14 protein-coding genes are annotated in these 15,417 nt (G+C 70.2%); 9 read left to right on the top strand and 5 right to left on the bottom strand.

Features of this window, described 5'->3' with window-relative positions:
- The first annotated feature begins 29 nt into the window (after positions 1–29).
- Positions 30–293 (top strand): hypothetical protein, encoded by a 264-nt coding sequence (locus WC555_RS11270; protein WP_373253626.1) that lies wholly within the window; start codon positions 30–32, stop codon positions 291–293.
- A 75-nt stretch (positions 294–368) separates the two neighbouring features.
- Here WC555_RS11270 and WC555_RS11265 read toward each other — a convergent pair whose 3' ends face one another.
- Both WC555_RS11265 and ppdK read right to left on the bottom strand, forming a co-directional pair.
- On the bottom strand, positions 369–899 hold the full coding sequence (locus tag WC555_RS11265) for a porin family protein (RefSeq protein WP_373253624.1): 531 nt from the start codon (positions 897–899) through the stop codon (positions 369–371).
- A gap of 185 nt (positions 900–1,084) precedes the next feature.
- Positions 1,085–3,820, bottom strand: coding sequence for a pyruvate, phosphate dikinase (ppdK, locus tag WC555_RS11260; RefSeq protein WP_373253623.1), 2,736 nt, complete (start codon positions 3,818–3,820; stop codon positions 1,085–1,087).
- 494 nt (positions 3,821–4,314) lie between these two features.
- On the opposite strand from ppdK, the gene WC555_RS11255 reads away from it, so the two are divergent.
- Positions 4,315–4,737 carry a DUF4279 domain-containing protein gene (locus WC555_RS11255; RefSeq protein ID WP_373253622.1) on the top strand — a complete coding sequence of 141 codons (423 nt, stop codon included), beginning with the start codon at positions 4,315–4,317 and terminating at the stop codon, positions 4,735–4,737.
- Between the two features lie 51 nt (positions 4,738–4,788).
- On the opposite strand, the gene WC555_RS11250 is transcribed toward WC555_RS11255, so the two are convergent.
- Positions 4,789–5,082: an addiction module antidote protein gene (locus WC555_RS11250; RefSeq protein WP_373253621.1), complete on the bottom strand. Its 294-nt coding sequence runs from the start codon at positions 5,080–5,082 to the stop codon at positions 4,789–4,791.
- A complete protein-coding gene (locus WC555_RS11245; protein WP_373253619.1) occupies positions 5,075–5,383 on the bottom strand; it encodes a type II toxin-antitoxin system RelE/ParE family toxin in 309 nt (102 codons plus the stop codon). The genes WC555_RS11250 and WC555_RS11245 overlap by 8 nt, the downstream gene beginning before the upstream one ends.
- A 119-nt stretch (positions 5,384–5,502) precedes the next feature.
- On the opposite strand from WC555_RS11245, the gene WC555_RS11240 reads away from it, so the two are divergent.
- From WC555_RS11240 to WC555_RS11230, 3 genes are all read left to right on the top strand, one after another.
- Positions 5,503–6,582 carry a site-specific DNA-methyltransferase gene (locus tag WC555_RS11240; RefSeq protein WP_373253617.1) on the top strand — a complete coding sequence of 360 codons (1,080 nt, stop codon included), beginning with the start codon at positions 5,503–5,505 and terminating at the stop codon, positions 6,580–6,582.
- 132 nt (positions 6,583–6,714) lie between these two features.
- Entirely contained in the window at positions 6,715–7,827 is a 1,113-nt protein-coding gene (locus WC555_RS11235; RefSeq protein ID WP_373253616.1) for a glycosyltransferase family 4 protein, read from the top strand.
- A 100-nt stretch (positions 7,828–7,927) separates the two neighbouring features.
- Positions 7,928–10,075 (top strand): glycogen debranching N-terminal domain-containing protein, encoded by a 2,148-nt coding sequence (locus WC555_RS11230; protein WP_373253615.1) that lies wholly within the window; start codon positions 7,928–7,930, stop codon positions 10,073–10,075.
- Here WC555_RS11230 and mutY read toward each other — a convergent pair.
- Positions 10,072–11,124, bottom strand: coding sequence for an A/G-specific adenine glycosylase (gene mutY, locus WC555_RS11225; RefSeq protein ID WP_373253614.1), 1,053 nt, complete (start codon positions 11,122–11,124; stop codon positions 10,072–10,074). The two genes, WC555_RS11230 and mutY, sit on opposite strands and share 4 nt — an antisense overlap.
- Before the next feature lie 21 nt (positions 11,125–11,145).
- Here mutY and WC555_RS11220 point away from each other — a divergent pair, with 21 nt between their 5' ends.
- The 4 genes from WC555_RS11220 to WC555_RS11205 form a co-directional block, all read left to right on the top strand.
- Positions 11,146–11,712 carry a DUF721 domain-containing protein gene (locus tag WC555_RS11220; protein WP_373253613.1) on the top strand — a complete coding sequence of 189 codons (567 nt, stop codon included), beginning with the start codon at positions 11,146–11,148 and terminating at the stop codon, positions 11,710–11,712.
- Between the two features lie 103 nt (positions 11,713–11,815).
- Positions 11,816–12,472, top strand: coding sequence for a DsbA family protein (locus WC555_RS11215; protein ID WP_373253612.1), 657 nt, complete (start codon positions 11,816–11,818; stop codon positions 12,470–12,472).
- 8 nt (positions 12,473–12,480) lie between these two features.
- On the top strand, positions 12,481–13,101 hold the full coding sequence (locus WC555_RS11210) for a thioredoxin domain-containing protein (RefSeq protein ID WP_373253610.1): 621 nt from the start codon (positions 12,481–12,483) through the stop codon (positions 13,099–13,101).
- A gap of 14 nt (positions 13,102–13,115) precedes the next feature.
- The coding region (locus tag WC555_RS11205) for an AAA family ATPase (RefSeq protein ID WP_373253609.1) at positions 13,116–15,417 on the top strand (2,302 nt) is incomplete at its 3' end.

Genomic DNA, 15,417 nt, shown 5'->3' with positions numbered 1-15,417 from the left:
CTTGTGTCGAGAACAAGGGGGCGTCCCGCATGACTCAGAACACCAATCCATGGGCGGCGCAGGTCGATCCGCTGGCGCAGGACATCGCCGCGGTGCTCAAGCGCATGGGCGGCTCGGCCCACCAGCGCGACGTGGTCCAGTGCGTCGCCGCGATGAAACGCCAGCGCGGCGAGACCGTGGCCCAGGACCTCGCCAACAAGATCGTCGAGGTGTTCGAGAAATACCGCGACCTGTTCTTCAAGCCGTTCGGCGAAGGCTCGATGCGCTGGGCGCTGCAACCCGGCGTCGCCTGAGCCACAGAGCTCAAATGGCGAAAGGCGCGCCTCCGCAAGGAGGCGCGCCTTCGTCGTTTCAGAAGCTGTCAGCTCCTAGAAGCGGCGGACGTAGCTCAGGCCGTAGGTGTCGAGTTCACCGCCGTTGTCGTCGGTGAAGTCGCGGCGGGTCCAGTCGGCGCGGACGCCGTTGCGGCCGTCGAAGAAGTAGTTGGCGCCGGCGCCGTAGTTGACGCTTTCGCCGTCTTCGGTGGCCGAGAAGCCGGCGACGTCAGCCTTGATCTGGGTCGTGCCGTAGCCGACGCGGCCGAACAGTTCGAAGTTCGGGGTGACCGGCAGGACGCCGACGACATAGGCTGCGGCGTCGTATTCATGGGACAGGTCGCCCGTGATGCCGCCGACGGTGATCTCGTCGTCCTTGACGCCGAACGAAGCTTCGCCCTCGACGCCGACGTAGCGGTTGAACTTCGCGGTCAGGCGGCCGGTGACGGCGCCCAGGTCGGCGTCGTCGCCGTCCAGTTGGGTGTAGCCGATCGAGCCGTTGACTTGCGGGTTGGAGATGCTCTGAGCCATGGCGGGCGCGGCCAGCATAGTAAGAGCGGCGGTGGCGAGAAGAATGTTACGCATTGTTTCTTGTATCCTCTAGATGTGGCAACCGTCGGCTGCCAGCCCCATCCAGCGAGGACAGAAATGGGCGGTCGAAAGCGGCGTTCCAGTGGCGCCCGAATACATAACAATGACTGTGTGGCGCGAGGCACAGACCGCGTTACCTCAAACAAGACAGTTTTGTGGCAGATACGGCTCGGCTTCCCTCAGCGGTCCTTTTCGCGTTCGGTTCCGGCCCGGGCGTGCAGCGCGGCCTGGGCGGCGGCGAGGCGGGCGATCGGCACGCGGTAGGGCGAGCAGCTGACGTAGTCGAGGCCGACGTCCTCGCAGAAGGCGATGGAGGACGGATCGCCGCCGTGCTCGCCGCAGATGCCCATCTTGATTCCCGGCCGCGCAGCGCCGCCGCGCTCGGCGGCGATGCGGATCAGGTCGCCGACGCCGTCCTGGTCGAGGCGGACGAAGGGGTCGGTCTCGAAGATGCCCTTGTCCATATAGGCCTGCAGGAAGCGGCCGGAGTCGTCGCGGCTGATGCCGAAGGTGGTCTGCGTCAGGTCGTTGGTGCCGAAGGAGAAGAACTCGGCGTATTCGGCCAGGTCGGCGGCGCGCAGGGCGGCGCGGGGCAGTTCGATCATGGTCCCGACCAGATAGTCGACGCGGTCGTCGGCCTCGGCGAAGACGGCCTCGGCGGTGCGGTCGGTCAGTTCGCGCAGGTATTTCATCTCCAGACCGAGGGCGACCAGCGGGTGCATGATCTCGGGGATGGGGGCAGCTTGCGCGCCTGTTTGCTTCACTTCCAGCGCCGCCTCGAGGATGGCGCGGACCTGCATCTCGTAGATCTCGGGATAGGCGACGCCGAGCCGGCAGCCGCGGTGGCCGAGCATGGGGTTGGTCTCGTGCAACTCCTTCGCCCGCCGCTTCAGCTTGGCGGCGTCGAGGCCCTGGGTGACCGCCAGGGCGTCGATCTCGGCGTCGGTGTGGGGGATGAACTCATGCAGCGGCGGGTCCAGCAGGCGCACCGTCACGGGCAGGCCGGCCATGATGGTGAACAGCTCGACGAAATCGGCCTTCTGGAACGGCGCGATCTTCGCCAGGGCCAGGCGGCGGCCGGCTTCGTCGTCGGCCAGGATCATCTCGCGCACGGCGGCGATGCGGGCGTCGTCGAAGAACATGTGCTCGGTCCGGCACAGGCCAATGCCCTCGGCGCCGAAGCCGCGCGCGGTCTTCGCGTCGAGCGGCGTCTCGGCGTTGGCGCGGACGCGCAGGCGGCGGACCTTGTCGGCCCAGGCCATCAGGGTCTGGAAGTCGCCGGTCAGTTCGGGCTCGATCATGGCCACGGCGCCGTCCAGCACCTCGCCCCTCGAACCGTCGATGGTGATGATCTCGCCGGCCTTGAAGGTGCGGCCGCGGGCGGTGAAGGTCCCGGCCTTGTCGTCGATCGACAGCTCATTGATGCCGCAGACGCAGGGACGGCCCATGCCGCGGGCGACGACGGCGGCGTGGCTGGTCATGCCGCCCCGGGCCGTCAGGATGCCGCGCGCCGCGTGCATGCCGTGGATGTCCTCGGGGCTGGTCTCCTCGCGCACCAGGATGACGGCGTCGCCCAGCTGGTTGAGGCGCTCGGCCTCGTCGGCGTCGAAGACGATCTTGCCGGTGGCGGCGCCCGGCGAGGCGGGCAGACCCGCCGCGACCACGGTGCGCGTCGCGTTGGGGTCGAGCGTGGGGTGCAGCAGCTGGTCGAGGGCCGAGGGCTCGACGCGGGAGACGGCCTCCTCCTCGGAGATCACCCCCTCGGCCGCCAGATCGACAGCGATCTTCAGCGCCGACTTGGCGGTGCGCTTGCCGTTGCGGGTCTGCAGCATCCACAGCCGGCCCTGTTCGACCGTGAATTCGATGTCCTGCATGTCGCGATAGTGGCTTTCCAGCCGGCCGACGACATCGACGAATTCGGCGAAGACGACCGGCATGGCCTCTTCCATGGAGGGGGCGGTCTCGCCCATCTCCTCGCGGCCGGCCCGGGTCAGGGACTGGGGCGTGCGGATGCCGGCGACGACGTCCTCGCCCTGGGCGTTGATCAGGAACTCGCCATAGAGTCTGGCCTCGCCCGTCGAGGGGTTGCGGGTGAAGGCCACGCCGGTGGCCGAGGTGTCGCCCATATTGCCGAACACCATCGACTGGACATTGACCGCCGTGCCCCAGCTTTCGGGGATGTCGTGCATACGGCGATAGAATTTGGCGCGGTCGTTCATCCAGCTGGCGAAGACGGCCGAGACGGCGCCCCACAGCTGGTCATGGGGGTCCTGCGGGAAGGGCTGGCCCAGACGGTCCTCGACCACCGCCTTGTAGTCGGCGACGACCTTTTCCCAGTCGGCGGCGGACAGGTCGGTGTCGATGGTGACGCCCAGACGGTCCTTGTGGTCGTCCAGCACCTCCTCAAAGTCGTCGTGGGACAGGCCGAGGACGACGCTGGAGTACATGGTGATGAAGCGGCGATAGCTGTCGAAGGCGAAGCGGCGGTCGCCGGACAGGGCGGCGAGGCCCTCGACCGTCTGGTCGTTGAGACCGAGGTTGAGGACGGTGTCCATCATGCCGGGCATGGAGGCGCGGGCCCCCGAGCGCACCGAGACCAGCAGGGGGTTCTTCGCGTCGCCGAAGGTCTTGCCGACGACGGCCTCGACCTTTTTCAGGCCGGCGGCGACCTGGGCCGCGAGGGCGTCGGGGTAGGTCTGGGCGTTGGAATAGTAGTGGACGCAGGCCTCGGTGGTGATGGTGAAGCCGGGCGGCACCGGCAGGCCGAGCGAGGACATCTCGGCAAGGTTCGCGCCCTTGCCGCCGAGGAGGTTCTTCATCGACGCGTCGCCGTCGGCGGATCCGCCGCCGAAGCCGTACACCCACTGAGTCATAGACAAGCCCCTGAGCCTTGATCGGTCGCGGGGGACTCGCATCCCTCGCGGTGCAGGGCCCCGCTTACCGCGCGAGGCGCGGCAAGGCGAGGCTGAGGGTGTAACAAAACGTGAGCCGCTGTGACGGTTCCGGAGTTCGGAAGGGCCGAAAACCGGGCCGGCCCGGAAAAATGCGAAAATGGAGACTCTCGAGACATTCGGGAGGTCGGTCGGCTCGGCGACGTCGTCGGATTGTGGGCGCCGATGGGTCGGCTCGCCCTGCTGTGGCGGTGTGCATCCTTCATGAGGTCATACAAGCATACAGGGGCGTCAAAATCGGACGGACGGGGTTTGGCGGCGTGGTTGAGGGGGCGAGAGTCTCCGAAATCGGGGGCGAGAAGGGCCGATCGGGCGGGGCGGGAGTCCCGCCCGGCCCGTTCGGGAGGGGGTCATTGGCCTCAGGCCTGATCGTGGACCTCAAACCAGACTGCCGGGAGCAGACATCACAGAGGTCGGTTCGGGGTGGTGAGCGGACGCCTGTCTGATACGCTCTCGCCATGGGAAGACTGGAATCGTCACAGGCAAGCATCGGGTTTTATGGCGACGATCTTGACCCGTCAGAGATCACGCTGGCCCTCGGCGAGCCAACTGTGGGCGTCGCTAAGGGCGAAGCTTGGGTTAACGAATATGGCACCGAGAGAACCGCCAAGACTGGATCGTGGCGTTTGGTGGCGGAACCCAGAGAGCCCGCAGAACTCGATTGGCAGATCAACGATCTACTTTCGCGCCTCAACGACGATCTGGGTGCGTGGAGGTCGTTGGCTGGTCGCTATCGTGGACGGGTCTTCTGCGGGCTGTTCCTTGCCTCCCAGAACGACGGCCTGACCCTTCAACCCGAGACCTTGGTCAGGATCGGTGAGCGTGGCCTCGTAGTCGATCTCGACATCTACGGCCCGACGCAGCCCGAACCGGATGTCTGAAACGGGTCGACAGCGGTCCTCGGCCTGCTTCCCGATAACCGACGCTCAGCGTCAGGCCGGTTCAAACGCCAGACGCAGGCCCAGCGAGCGCGTGATCTTGAGGATCGAGGCGAAGGACGGGTTCCCGTCGCTCGACAACGCCTTGTAGAGCCCTTCCCGCGACATCCGGGCGTCCCGGGCGAGCTGGCTCATGTTGCGGGTGCGGGCGACCACGCCGAGGGCATGGGCGAAATAGCTCACGTCGTCGGTGGCCTCGACCTCCGCCAGAACCGCCTCCAGATAGGCGGCGATGTCCTGATCGGTCTTCAGATGCTCGGCGGCGTCGAAGGGGGCGTAGTCAGTCATCCGGTGTCTCCTTGAAGGCCGCGGCCATGGCATGGGCCGCGGCGATGTCCCTGGCCTGGGATGACTTGTCGCCGCCGCAGAGCAGGACGATCAGCCGACCGCCGCGCCGGAGCAGATAGACGCGATAACCCGGCCCGTAGTCGATCCGCAGTTCCGTCACCCCGCCGCCGACCGATTTGTGGTCGCCGAGTTGACCGAAGCCGAGGCGCTCGATCCGGACAATGATGCGGGCGGCGGCCCGCCGGTCCCCGAGGCCGTCCAGCCACCCGGCGAACACGCGACTGCGGATCACCTCGACCATGGCGCCCACTATGGTTCACAGATTTGGCCCTGTCAACCATAGTTCACACAGCATCTCAACCCGTCCTTAACCGCGATGATTCACCAATCAGCCTTCAAGCTGTACGGGGCCGCGTTTCCATGTCCGATCTGAAGACCGACGTCGTCATGAGGGGCGACTGCATCGCGGTGTTGCGGTCCCTGCCCGACGCCTGCGTCGACATGGTCTTCGCGGACCCGCCCTATAATCTGCAGCTGGGCGGCGATCTGCTGCGGCCGGACAACAGCCTGGTCGACGCCGTCGACGACGACTGGGACAAGTTCGACAGCTTCGCCGCCTATGACGCCTTCACCCGCGAATGGATGGCCGAGTGCCGCCGGGTGCTGAAGCCCGAGGGCTCGATCTGGGTGATCGGCAGCTATCACAACGTCTTCCGCCTGGGCACGGCGATCCAGGACCTCGGCTTCTGGGTGCTGAACGACATCATCTGGCGCAAGACCAATCCGATGCCGAATTTCAAGGGCACGCGCTTCACCAACGCCCATGAGACCCTGATCTGGGCGGCGAAGTCGCGTGAGCAGAAGCGCTACACCTTCAACTACGACGCCCTGAAGGCCTTCAACGAGGACGTCCAGATGCGGTCCGACTGGACCCTGGCCCTGTGCACCGGCGAGGAGCGGATCAAGGACGCCGAGGGCCGGAAGGCCCACCCGACCCAGAAGCCCGAGGGCCTGCTGCACCGGGTGCTGCTGGCGGCGACGCGGCCTGGCGACGTGGTGCTGGATCCCTTCTTCGGCACCGGCACCACCGGCGCGGCGGCCAAGCGGCTGGGCCGCCGCTGGATCGGCATCGAGCGCGACGAGACCTACGCCAAGGTCGCCGAGAAACGGATCAAGGCGGTCATCGCCGCCTCGCCCGAAGACCTGATGGTCATGGGCTCGAAGCGGGCCGAGGTGAAGGTGCCGTTCGGAGCCCTGGTCGAGGCCGGTCTGCTGTCGCCCGGCGACAAGCTGTATTGTCCCAAGGGCGATCGCGAGGCGCGGGTGCGGGCGGACGGGTCGCTGGTCGCCGGCGAACTCAGCGGATCGATTCACAAGATGGGCGCCCTGTTCGAGAACGCGCCCGCCTGCAACGGCTGGACCTACTGGCGATTCAAGACAGATCAGGGACTTAGGTCGATCGACACCCTGCGCGCCGAGGTCCGCGCCGGGATGCAGTGAGCGGCGGCGGACACTGTAACAACGGTAACCTCCGCACTTCGCACAGGAAAAATCAGCGTTTCGGGAACCTCGCACCTGCGAGATAGTTGCTGATTCCGGCGCCCCCTCCCCGGGGTGTCGGGAGCTACGGCCATGAAGATCGCGCAAGTCACGCCGCTGTATGAAGCCGTGCCGCCGAAACTGTACGGCGGAACCGAGCGAGTCGTCGCCCATCTGACCGACGCCCTTGTCGATCTGGGCCATGACGTCACCCTGTTCGCCTCGGCCGACGCCGAGACGCGGGCGCGGCTGGTTCCCGTGCGCGATCAGGCGATCCGGCTGGACCCGGCCCCCCTGAAGTCGGATCTGGCCGCCCACATGACGCTGCTGGCCGAGGTGATGAAGCGCGCCGACGAGTTCGACGTGATCCATTTCCACACGGACATGATCCACTTCCCCTTCTTTGCGCGCCGCGCCGACAAGACCATCACGACCCTGCACGGACGTCTGGACCTGAAGGATCTGCCGGGCGTCTACGAGCGCTGGCCCGAATTCGGCCTGGTCTCCATCTCGGACGACCAGCGGCGGCCCCTGCCCCTGGCGAACTGGAAGGCCACCGTGCATCACGGCATGCCGGGCGAGACCTATCGCTTCTCGCCGAAGGCCGACGGCTATCTGGCCTTCCTGGGGCGCATCTCTCCCGAGAAGCGGCCGGACCGGGCCATCCAGATCGCCACGGCGCTGAACAAGCCGCTGAAGATCGCGGCCAAGGTCGACGCGGCCGACACGGTCTATTGGGAGACGGTCATCCGGCCGATGATCGAGGCCAATCCCCTGGTCGAATTCATCGGCGAGATCGGCGACCATCAGAAGTCGGAGTTCCTGGGCGGGGCCGAGGCCCTGCTGTTCCCCATCGACTGGCCCGAGCCGTTCGGCCTGGTGATGATCGAGGCCATGGCCTGCGGCACGCCGGTGGTGGCCTTCCGGTGCGGCTCGACGCCGGAGGTCATCGAGGACGGCGAGACGGGGTTCCTGGTCGATACGCTGGAACAGGCGGTGGCGGCGGCCGGGCGGGCGCATCTGCTGGACCGCGAGGCGATCCGCGCGCGGTTCGACCTGCGCTTCTCGGCCACGGCCATGGCGCGGCGGTATCTGGACGTCTATGGCGATCTGCTGGCCAAACGGCCTTTCGCCGAGACGCCGCTGGCGGATGTGGTGACGCCGTTGCGCGGGCTGGAAAGCCGGAGCTTCGCGGCCAACAGCTGAACCGTCGGCGGCTTCGTCCATTACCGTACCGAAGCGCCATCAAGCCTCCCCATTCGGGGTGAACCCTCAGGCCTTCCTGACTCACCCCGCCGGAGCCTTCATGGACGACGCCTACTCCGTTCAGACCACCGCCGCCGAGACCTCGGACACCGACGGCCTTGAACAGCTGATGGCGTTGAAGGACGCGGACACCTTCGCCGTCGCGGACGGCTGGGGCGACATGAGGGGCGGGGCCGACGGCCTGTTCGACCATGACACCCGGATCCTGTCCCGCCTGATCCTGACGGTCGGATCGGCGCGGCCGTCGCGGCTGAGCTCGGGCGTCAGCCAGGACAATGTCTATTTCACCTGCCATTCGACCAACCGGCCCCTGCCGCCCATGGGCGGCCGCTCGGCGCCGGCGGGGGTGCTGCACATAGAGCGGCGGCGCTTCGTCCGGGACCGCCGGATGTTCGAGCGGGTGCGGATCTTCAACCACGGCATTGAAGACATGCTGCTGCCGCTGGCGGTCGATTTCGCCGCCGACTTCGCCGACATCTTCCAGGTGCGGGGCACGCGGCGGGACAAGTGCGGGACGACGGAGATGCCGACGCACGACGGGCGGCGGGTGACGTTCGGCTATGTCGGACTGGACGGCGTGCGGCGGACCAGTTGCCTGGCCTTTTCCGAGCCCCCCGCGCGGCTGAACGGCGCGCGCGCCGAATTCATGTTCAGCCTGCCCAGGGGCAAGCGCACCGACCTGTACATCGAATGCGGCCCGGAGGGCTGCGAGGCGCCAGACGAGGCGCGGTTCCGGATCCATGCGGTGGCGGCGCGGCTGGCCATGCGCACCCGCCGGAGACGCGGCGCCTCGCTGAGGGGCCCGCGCAGCCCGCGCTTCAACGACTGGCTGGACCAGAGCCGCGCCGACGTGGCCCTTCTGACCACCGACCTGCCGACCGGCCCCTACCCCTATGCGGGGGTGCCGTGGTTCTCGACGCCGTTCGGGCGCGACGGGATCATCACCGCCTGGCAGATGCTGTGGCTGGATCCGTCCCTGGCCAAGGGCGTGCTGACCTATCTGGCCATGCGGCAGGCCACGGAAGTCTCGGCCTTCCAGGACTCGGCGCCCGGCAAGATCATGCACGAGACCCGCCGCGGCGAGATGTCGGCGCTGGGCGAGGTGCCGTTCGGCCTCTACTACGGCGGGGTCGACACCACGCCCCTGTTCGTGGCCCTGGCCGGCGCCTATGCGCGCAGGACCGGCGATTTCGAACTGATCCGCAGACTGTGGCCCAGTCTGATCGCCGCGGCGGGCTGGATGAAGGACTATGGCGACATCAACGGCGACGGCCTGATCCGCTATCAGCGCGCCGCCGAGACCGGGCTGTCCAACCAGGGCTGGAAGGACTCGGAGGATTCGATCTTCCACACGGACGGCCGCTTTCCCAAGGGGCCCGTCGCCCTGCTGGAGGTGCAGGGCTACGCCTATGCCGCCTGGACGGCGATGGCCGATCTGGCGGCGACGCTCGGCGACGAGCGTCAGACGGAATGGTCCGCCCAGGCCGAGCGGGTGCGGGCCCTGGTCGAGGACCGGTTCTGGATGGAGGACGAGGGCTTCTACGCCATCGCCCTGGACGGCGACGGGGAGCAGTGCCGGTCGATCGGGTCGAACGCGGGCCATCTGCTGTTCACGGGCCTGCCCTCGCCTGAACGGGCGAAGCGGGTGACAAAGCGGCTGCTGGGGGCCGAGTTCCGCTCGGGCTGGGGCGTGCGGACGCTGGCGACGGGCCAGGCGCGGTTCAATCCGATGAGCTATCACAACGGCTCGGTCTGGCCGCACGACACGGCCATGGCGGCGGCGGGCATGGCCCGCTACGGCGAGCGCCGGGCCGTGGCCCTGCTGCTGGGCGAGATCTACGCCTCGGCGGCCCATTTCCATCTTCGCCTGCCCGAGCTGTTCTGCGGCTTCGAGCGCCAGACGGGCGAGCCGCCGATCGCCTATCCGGTCGCCTGCCTGCCCCAGGCCTGGGCGGCGGGATCGGTGTTCCTGATGCTGCAGTCGGCGCTGGGGATCGGCATCGACGCGGTCGCCGGGGTGGTCGAGATCGACGACCCGGTCCTCCCGACCGGCATCGACCGGCTGAACGTCACCAATCTGCAGGTCGGCGACGGGGTGGTGGACCTGTCGTTCCAGCAGATGGGGAACCATACGGTGGTCATCCCGCGCCGGCGCGAAGGTCCGGTGGCGGTGCGGACGGTCGGCTAGGCCAGTCCGCGCTCCAGCGCCTTGCGGAAGACGGTGGGCAGGGAGCGCAGGGCCTCGTCCGGGTCGGTCCAGAGGAAGTCGCCCTGCCCGGTCGCGGTGCGCACGGACAGGCTCAGCGAGAAATGGGTGAAGACGTGCTCGACCGCGCCGGCGTCGCGCCAGTCGGCGGGGACCGGGGGAACCGCCGGACCGGCCTCCACGGACCAGTCTGACGTCGGCAGGCCGGTCATGCCGCCGAGCAGGCCCTTGTCGGGACGACGGACCAGGGCCACCCGGCCGACGGCGTCGCGCAGGACCCAGGCGGTTCCCGTGCGGTGGGGGCGTTCTGCCTTCTTCGTCTTCAGGGGGTAGCGTTCCGGCGCGCCTGATCTGAAGCCGGCGCACCACGCCGTGAGCGGGCACAGCATGCACAGGGGCCTGCCCGGACGGCAGACGGTGGCGCCGAGGTCCATCAGGGCCTGGGCCCAGTCCCCGGGACGATCGTCGGCCACGAGCGATCCGGCCAGACGGCGCAGTTCCGGTTTGGCGGCGGGCAAAGGGGTCTCGACGGCGAACAGCCGGGCCATGACGCGCTCGACATTGCCGTCGACGACATTGGCCGGGCGGTCGAAGGCGATGGCCGCCACGGCGGCGGCGGTGTAGGCGCCCACGCCCGGCAGGGCCAGCAGGGCGGCCTCGGTGTCGGGAAAGACGCCGCCATGGTCCCCGGCCACCGCCCGCGCGCAGGCCAGCAGGTTGCGGGCGCGGGCGTAGTAGCCGAGGCCGGCCCAGGCGGCCATGACGTCGCCGTCCCCGGCCGCCGCCAGATCGCGCACGGTCGGCCAGCGGGCGGTGAAGGCCTCGAAATAGGGCGTGGCGTGCGGGGTGGTGGTCTGCTGCAGCATGACCTCGGACAGCCAGACCCGATAGGGATCGGGGGCCGTCGCGCCCGGCGGGCTGCGCCACGCCAGCGTCCGCCCGTGGGCGTCGTACCAGTCCAGCAGGGCCGCGCGCAGGGCGCCTCCTTGGGCGGGCCGGTCAGAGGGCGGGTGGAGCGGGACGGGAGGCATCGACCGCGCTATAACCCGGAAATGCCGCGCACGCTTCCCACCGACGCCGAGGTCCGCGAAATCCTGTCGCGCCGGCGCACGCGTCCGGCGCCCCGCCCCGCGCCCAAGGCCGGCCGGGCGTTGCAGGGACTGATCAAGGAATTGGATGCCAGGTTCGGCCGCGGCGCCCAGGCGCTGGAGCCGCGCTGGCGCGAGATCGTCGGCGACCGGCTGGCCCGGGTCACCCGGCCGCAGAAGCTGACCAAGGGACGCGGCGGCGCGGGCGGAACGCTGGAGCTGCGCGTCGCCGGCCCGGCGGCCCTGCTGGTGCAGCACCAGTCGGAAGACATCCTCGCCCGGGTGAACCTGTTCCTCGGCGCCGGCAGCGTCGACCGGCTGCGCATCGCCCAAGGGCCGGTGAAGCCGCCTTCCGACATCGCCGCCCCGCCGAAGCGCCGGCCCGCCGCCCAGCCGCTGGCGGCCCAGGACGAGGCCGCGCTCAAGGCCGCGGTGGCGGACGCACCCGACGTGCTGAAAGGGCCGCTGGAACGGCTGGGCCGCGCGGTTCTGGGCGATCCCGAAAAAGGCCGCGACCGCGCGGGCCGTTGACAAAACTTCGCCGTTTCTGTTCTCGAAGGTGGTCAGATGCGCGCGACTGCGGGGAATCGCGCGATACTTCGAATAGATCCCGCCGCCAGTTGAGGAAGACGCCATGAGCGCCACCACCCGATACGCCGCCATGAGCCGCCGCGCGGCGATGACCGCCGCCGCGCTCGCCGCCATGGGCGCCCTGGCCGGTTGCGGCGGGGGCGGCGCGGGGGCGCCGGCCGAGGGCGACATGGCCCTGGGCGCGCCGGAAGGCGCCAAGGTCACCGTGGTCGAATACGCCTCGGTCACCTGCGGTCACTGCGCCGCCTGGCAGGAGGAGGTCTGGCCCGCGTTCAAGGCGGCCTATGTCGACAACAACAAGGTCCGCTACGTCCTGCGCGAACTGCCGACGCCGCCGGCCAATGTCGCCGTCGCCGGCTTCATGATCGCCCGCTGCGCCGGTCCGGACAAATATTTCGAGGTCGTCCACGGCATCATGGGCAGCCAGCGCGAGTGGCAGGCGGGCGTCAATCCGCGCGACACCCTGTTCCGCGTCGGCAACGGCGCCGGCCTGAGCAACCAGCAGATCGAGACCTGCATCAAGGACCCCGAGGCCCTGAAGGCCGCCGAGGCCCGCAGCGAGGCCGCGGTCAAGGCGGGCGTCACCGGAACGCCGGCCTTCTTCGTCAACGGCGTCCAGGTGATCACGCCCGGGTCGAACAGCGGGACTTCCATGGCGGATCTGTCCAAGGCCATCGACGCCGAGCTGGCGAAGGGCTGATCGCGCCGGTGCGTCCGTCGCGGTTCCTGCTGATCCTGGCGCTGGCGACGGCGCCCCTGGCCTCGGCCTCGGCGCCGGCGATCGCGACCGAACCGGTCGCGGCGGTGACGACGGCGGACCGCAGCATCGGCCGCGCCGACGCGCCGGTGACGGTGATCGAATACGCCTCGTTCGCCTGCCACGTCTGCGCCGACTGGCACCAGCTGGTCTATCCGACGTTCAAGGCGCGATTCATCGACACCGGCCAGGTCCGGCTGGTGTTCCGCAACCTGCCGACGCCGCCCGAGCAGATGTCCCTGCCGGCGCACGCCCTGGCGAGATGCGCGGCGCCGGACCGCTTCTTCGACGTGGCCGCCAGCCTGATGCACGGACAGGCCGCGGTGCTGCGCGGCGGGACCGTGGACGCCTGGTACGCCCCGGCCATAGCGGTCAGCGGCCGGACCCGGGCCCAGATCGACGCCTGCGCCGCGACCCCGGCGACCCGCGCCGCCATCAACCGCGACATCGACAGCGCCATCGCCGCCGACGCCACAACCACCCCGGCCTTCTTCGTCAACGGACGCCGGGTGACGGACCGTTCGCTGGGCGGGCTGGAGGTCGCGATCCGGGCGGCCGCCGCCGGCCGTTGACCGCGTAGGGACCCATGCAGTTCCAGCGCCTCCGGCTCGTGGGCTTCAAGTCCTTCGTCGATCCCGCCGAGGTGCATATCGAGCCGGGCCTGACCGGGGTGGTCGGACCCAACGGCTGCGGCAAGTCCAATGTGCTGGAAGGCCTGCGCTGGGTCATGGGCGCCAACTCGGCCAAGGCCATGCGCGGCCAGGGCATGGACGACGTCATCTTCGCCGGCGCCGCCGACCGCCCGCCGCGCAACCACGCCGAAGTCCAGCTGACCATCGACAACGCCCAGCGCCGGGCCCCCCAGCCCTTCACCGACAGCCCGATGCTGGAGGTGTCGCGCCGCATCGACCGGGGTCAGGGCTCGACCTACCGGATCAACGGCAAGGAGGTGCGCGCCCGCGACGTGCAGCTGCTGTTCGCCGACGCCTCGACGGGAGCCAACAGTCCGGCGCTGGTGCGGCAGGGCCAGATCAGCGAATTGATCGCCGCCAAGCCGCAGAACCGCCGCCGCATCCTCGAGGAGGCCGGGGGGGTGGCCGGCCTGCATACGCGGCGGCACGAGGCCGAGCTGCGGCTGAAGGGGGCGGAGACCAACCTCGAACGGCTGGACGACATCGGCCGCGAACTGGAGACGGCGCTGACGCGGCTGAAGCGCGAGGCGCGGCAGGCGGAGCGGTACAAGAAGATCTCCGCCGAGATCCGGGCCCTGCAGGCGGCCCTGCTGTTCGTGCGCTGGAACGACGCGCGGGTCGCGGCCGAGGCGGCGGCGGCGGAGCTGGCCCAGGCCGAGCGGGCGGTGGGCGAGGCGACCACGGCCTCGAGCCGGGCGCAGACGACGGCGCTGTCGGCGCAGGAGGCGCTGAAGCCGGCGCGTGAGGAGGACGCCGTGGCCGGCGCCCTGCTGCACCGCGCCTCGCTGGAACGCGACCGTCTGGATATGGCCGAGCAGGCGGCGCGGGCCGAGGTCGAGCGGCTGACCGCCGAGACGACGCGCATCGCCGCCGACATCGCACGCGAAACGGCCATGGCCGGGGACGCGGAGGGTGAACTGGCCCGGCTGGGCGCGGCGCTGGAGACCCTGACGGCCGAGATCGCCGCCGCCCCGGCGCGGGGACCGGAACTGGAAGCGGCGCTCTCCGCCGCCGAGGACGCGCGCAAGGCCGCCGACGCCGAGGTCGAGCGGGTGGCGGGGGCGGTCGCCTCGGTCGAGGCGCGGGTCAACGCCGAAAACGCCCGCAAGCGCGACGCCGAAGCGCGGGTGGACCGGGCCGAGGCGCAGCTCGGGTCCGCCCAGGCGGAACGCGCCGGGCTGGGCCCGCTGCAGACGCCCGAGATCGAGGCGGCGACGGCGGCGCTGGCGAGGGCGCAGGCCGAACTGGCGGCGGCGCGGGCGGCTGTCGAGGCGGCGGAGACCGAACGCGGCGACCGGGCGCGAGCCGAGGCCGAGGCGCGGACGGCGGCGCGGGCGGCCGAGGACCGGCTGGGCCGGCTGCAGACCGAGGCGCGCGGACTGGCCCAGCTGCTGGTCCAGGGCAGGCGGGAGTATCCGCCGGCGCTGGACCGCGTGCGGGCCGACAAGGGCTATGAGGCCGCGCTGGCGGCGGCCCTGGGCGACGATCTGGACGCGGCGCTGGATGCGCGGGCGGCGGCGCATTGGGCGGGGGCCGAGGTCCCCTCCCCGGCCTGGCCGGAGGGGGTGACGCCGCTGGCGAACCACATCTCGGCGCCGGAGCAGCTTGGGGCCCGTCTGGCGCTTTGCGGCGTGGCGGCGGCGGGCGAGATCGGACGGCTGGCCAAGGCCCTGCCCGTCGGCGCGCGGCTGGTGACCCGCGAGGGCGACCTGTGGCGCTGGGACGGCTTCGTGCAGCGGGCCGAGGCGCCGCGGCCGGCCGCGGTGCGGCTGGCGCAGCGCACCCGCCTGTCCGAGCTGGAAGCCGAGATCGACGCGGGCAAGCCGGCGCTGGACGCGGCGCAGGCGGCGCAGAAGGCGGCGAGCGAAGCCTTCCGGGCCGCCGAGGAGGCGGTGAAGGCCGCCCGCGCGGCGCCCTTCCCGCTGGACAAGGCCGTCACGGCGGCCCGCGACCGCCTCGAGGCCCTGGGCCGCGAACAGGCGCGCAAGGAGGCGCGGGCCCAGGCGCTGGACGAGACGATCGCGCGGCTGCTGGCCGAGGTCGAGGCGGCGCGGGCGGCCCTGGCCGAAGCGCAAGGGAGCGACGCGCCTTCGGAAACCCTGGACGGGCTGAGGGCCGAGCTGACGGCGGCACGGACGGCGGCGGACGCGGCGCGGGGCGCGGCGGCGACGGCGCGGGTCGAGCGTGACGCCGAGG

Source organism: Brevundimonas sp., from assembly GCF_041648615.1.
Taxonomy (GTDB): Bacteria; Pseudomonadota; Alphaproteobacteria; order Caulobacterales; family Caulobacteraceae; genus Brevundimonas.
Note: the sequence above shows the minus strand (reverse complement) of the source record. Positions and strands in the feature narration are given on the sequence as shown.

What these genes read in the sequence shown, in the direction of transcription:
- WC555_RS11235 (WP_373253616.1), top strand. Translation starts at nt 6,715, where the DNA reads ATGAAGATCGCGCAAGTCACGCCGCTGTATGAAGCCGTGCCGCCGAAA.
- WC555_RS11265 (WP_373253624.1), bottom strand. Translation starts at nt 899, where the DNA reads ATGCGTAACATTCTTCTCGCCACCGCCGCTCTTACTATGCTGGCCGCG.
- WC555_RS11270 (WP_373253626.1), top strand. Translation starts at nt 30, where the DNA reads ATGACTCAGAACACCAATCCATGGGCGGCGCAGGTCGATCCGCTGGCG.
- WC555_RS11215 (WP_373253612.1), top strand. Translation starts at nt 11,816, where the DNA reads ATGAGCGCCACCACCCGATACGCCGCCATGAGCCGCCGCGCGGCGATG.
- mutY (WP_373253614.1), bottom strand. Translation starts at nt 11,124, where the DNA reads ATGCCTCCCGTCCCGCTCCACCCGCCCTCTGACCGGCCCGCCCAAGGA.
- WC555_RS11255 (WP_373253622.1), top strand. Translation starts at nt 4,315, where the DNA reads ATGGGAAGACTGGAATCGTCACAGGCAAGCATCGGGTTTTATGGCGAC.
- WC555_RS11250 (WP_373253621.1), bottom strand. Translation starts at nt 5,082, where the DNA reads ATGACTGACTACGCCCCCTTCGACGCCGCCGAGCATCTGAAGACCGAT.
- WC555_RS11220 (WP_373253613.1), top strand. Translation starts at nt 11,146, where the DNA reads ATGCCGCGCACGCTTCCCACCGACGCCGAGGTCCGCGAAATCCTGTCG.
- ppdK (WP_373253623.1), bottom strand. Translation starts at nt 3,820, where the DNA reads ATGCGAGTCCCCCGCGACCGATCAAGGCTCAGGGGCTTGTCTATGACT.
- WC555_RS11240 (WP_373253617.1), top strand. Translation starts at nt 5,503, where the DNA reads ATGTCCGATCTGAAGACCGACGTCGTCATGAGGGGCGACTGCATCGCG.
- WC555_RS11245 (WP_373253619.1), bottom strand. Translation starts at nt 5,383, where the DNA reads ATGGTCGAGGTGATCCGCAGTCGCGTGTTCGCCGGGTGGCTGGACGGC.
- WC555_RS11230 (WP_373253615.1), top strand. Translation starts at nt 7,928, where the DNA reads ATGGACGACGCCTACTCCGTTCAGACCACCGCCGCCGAGACCTCGGAC.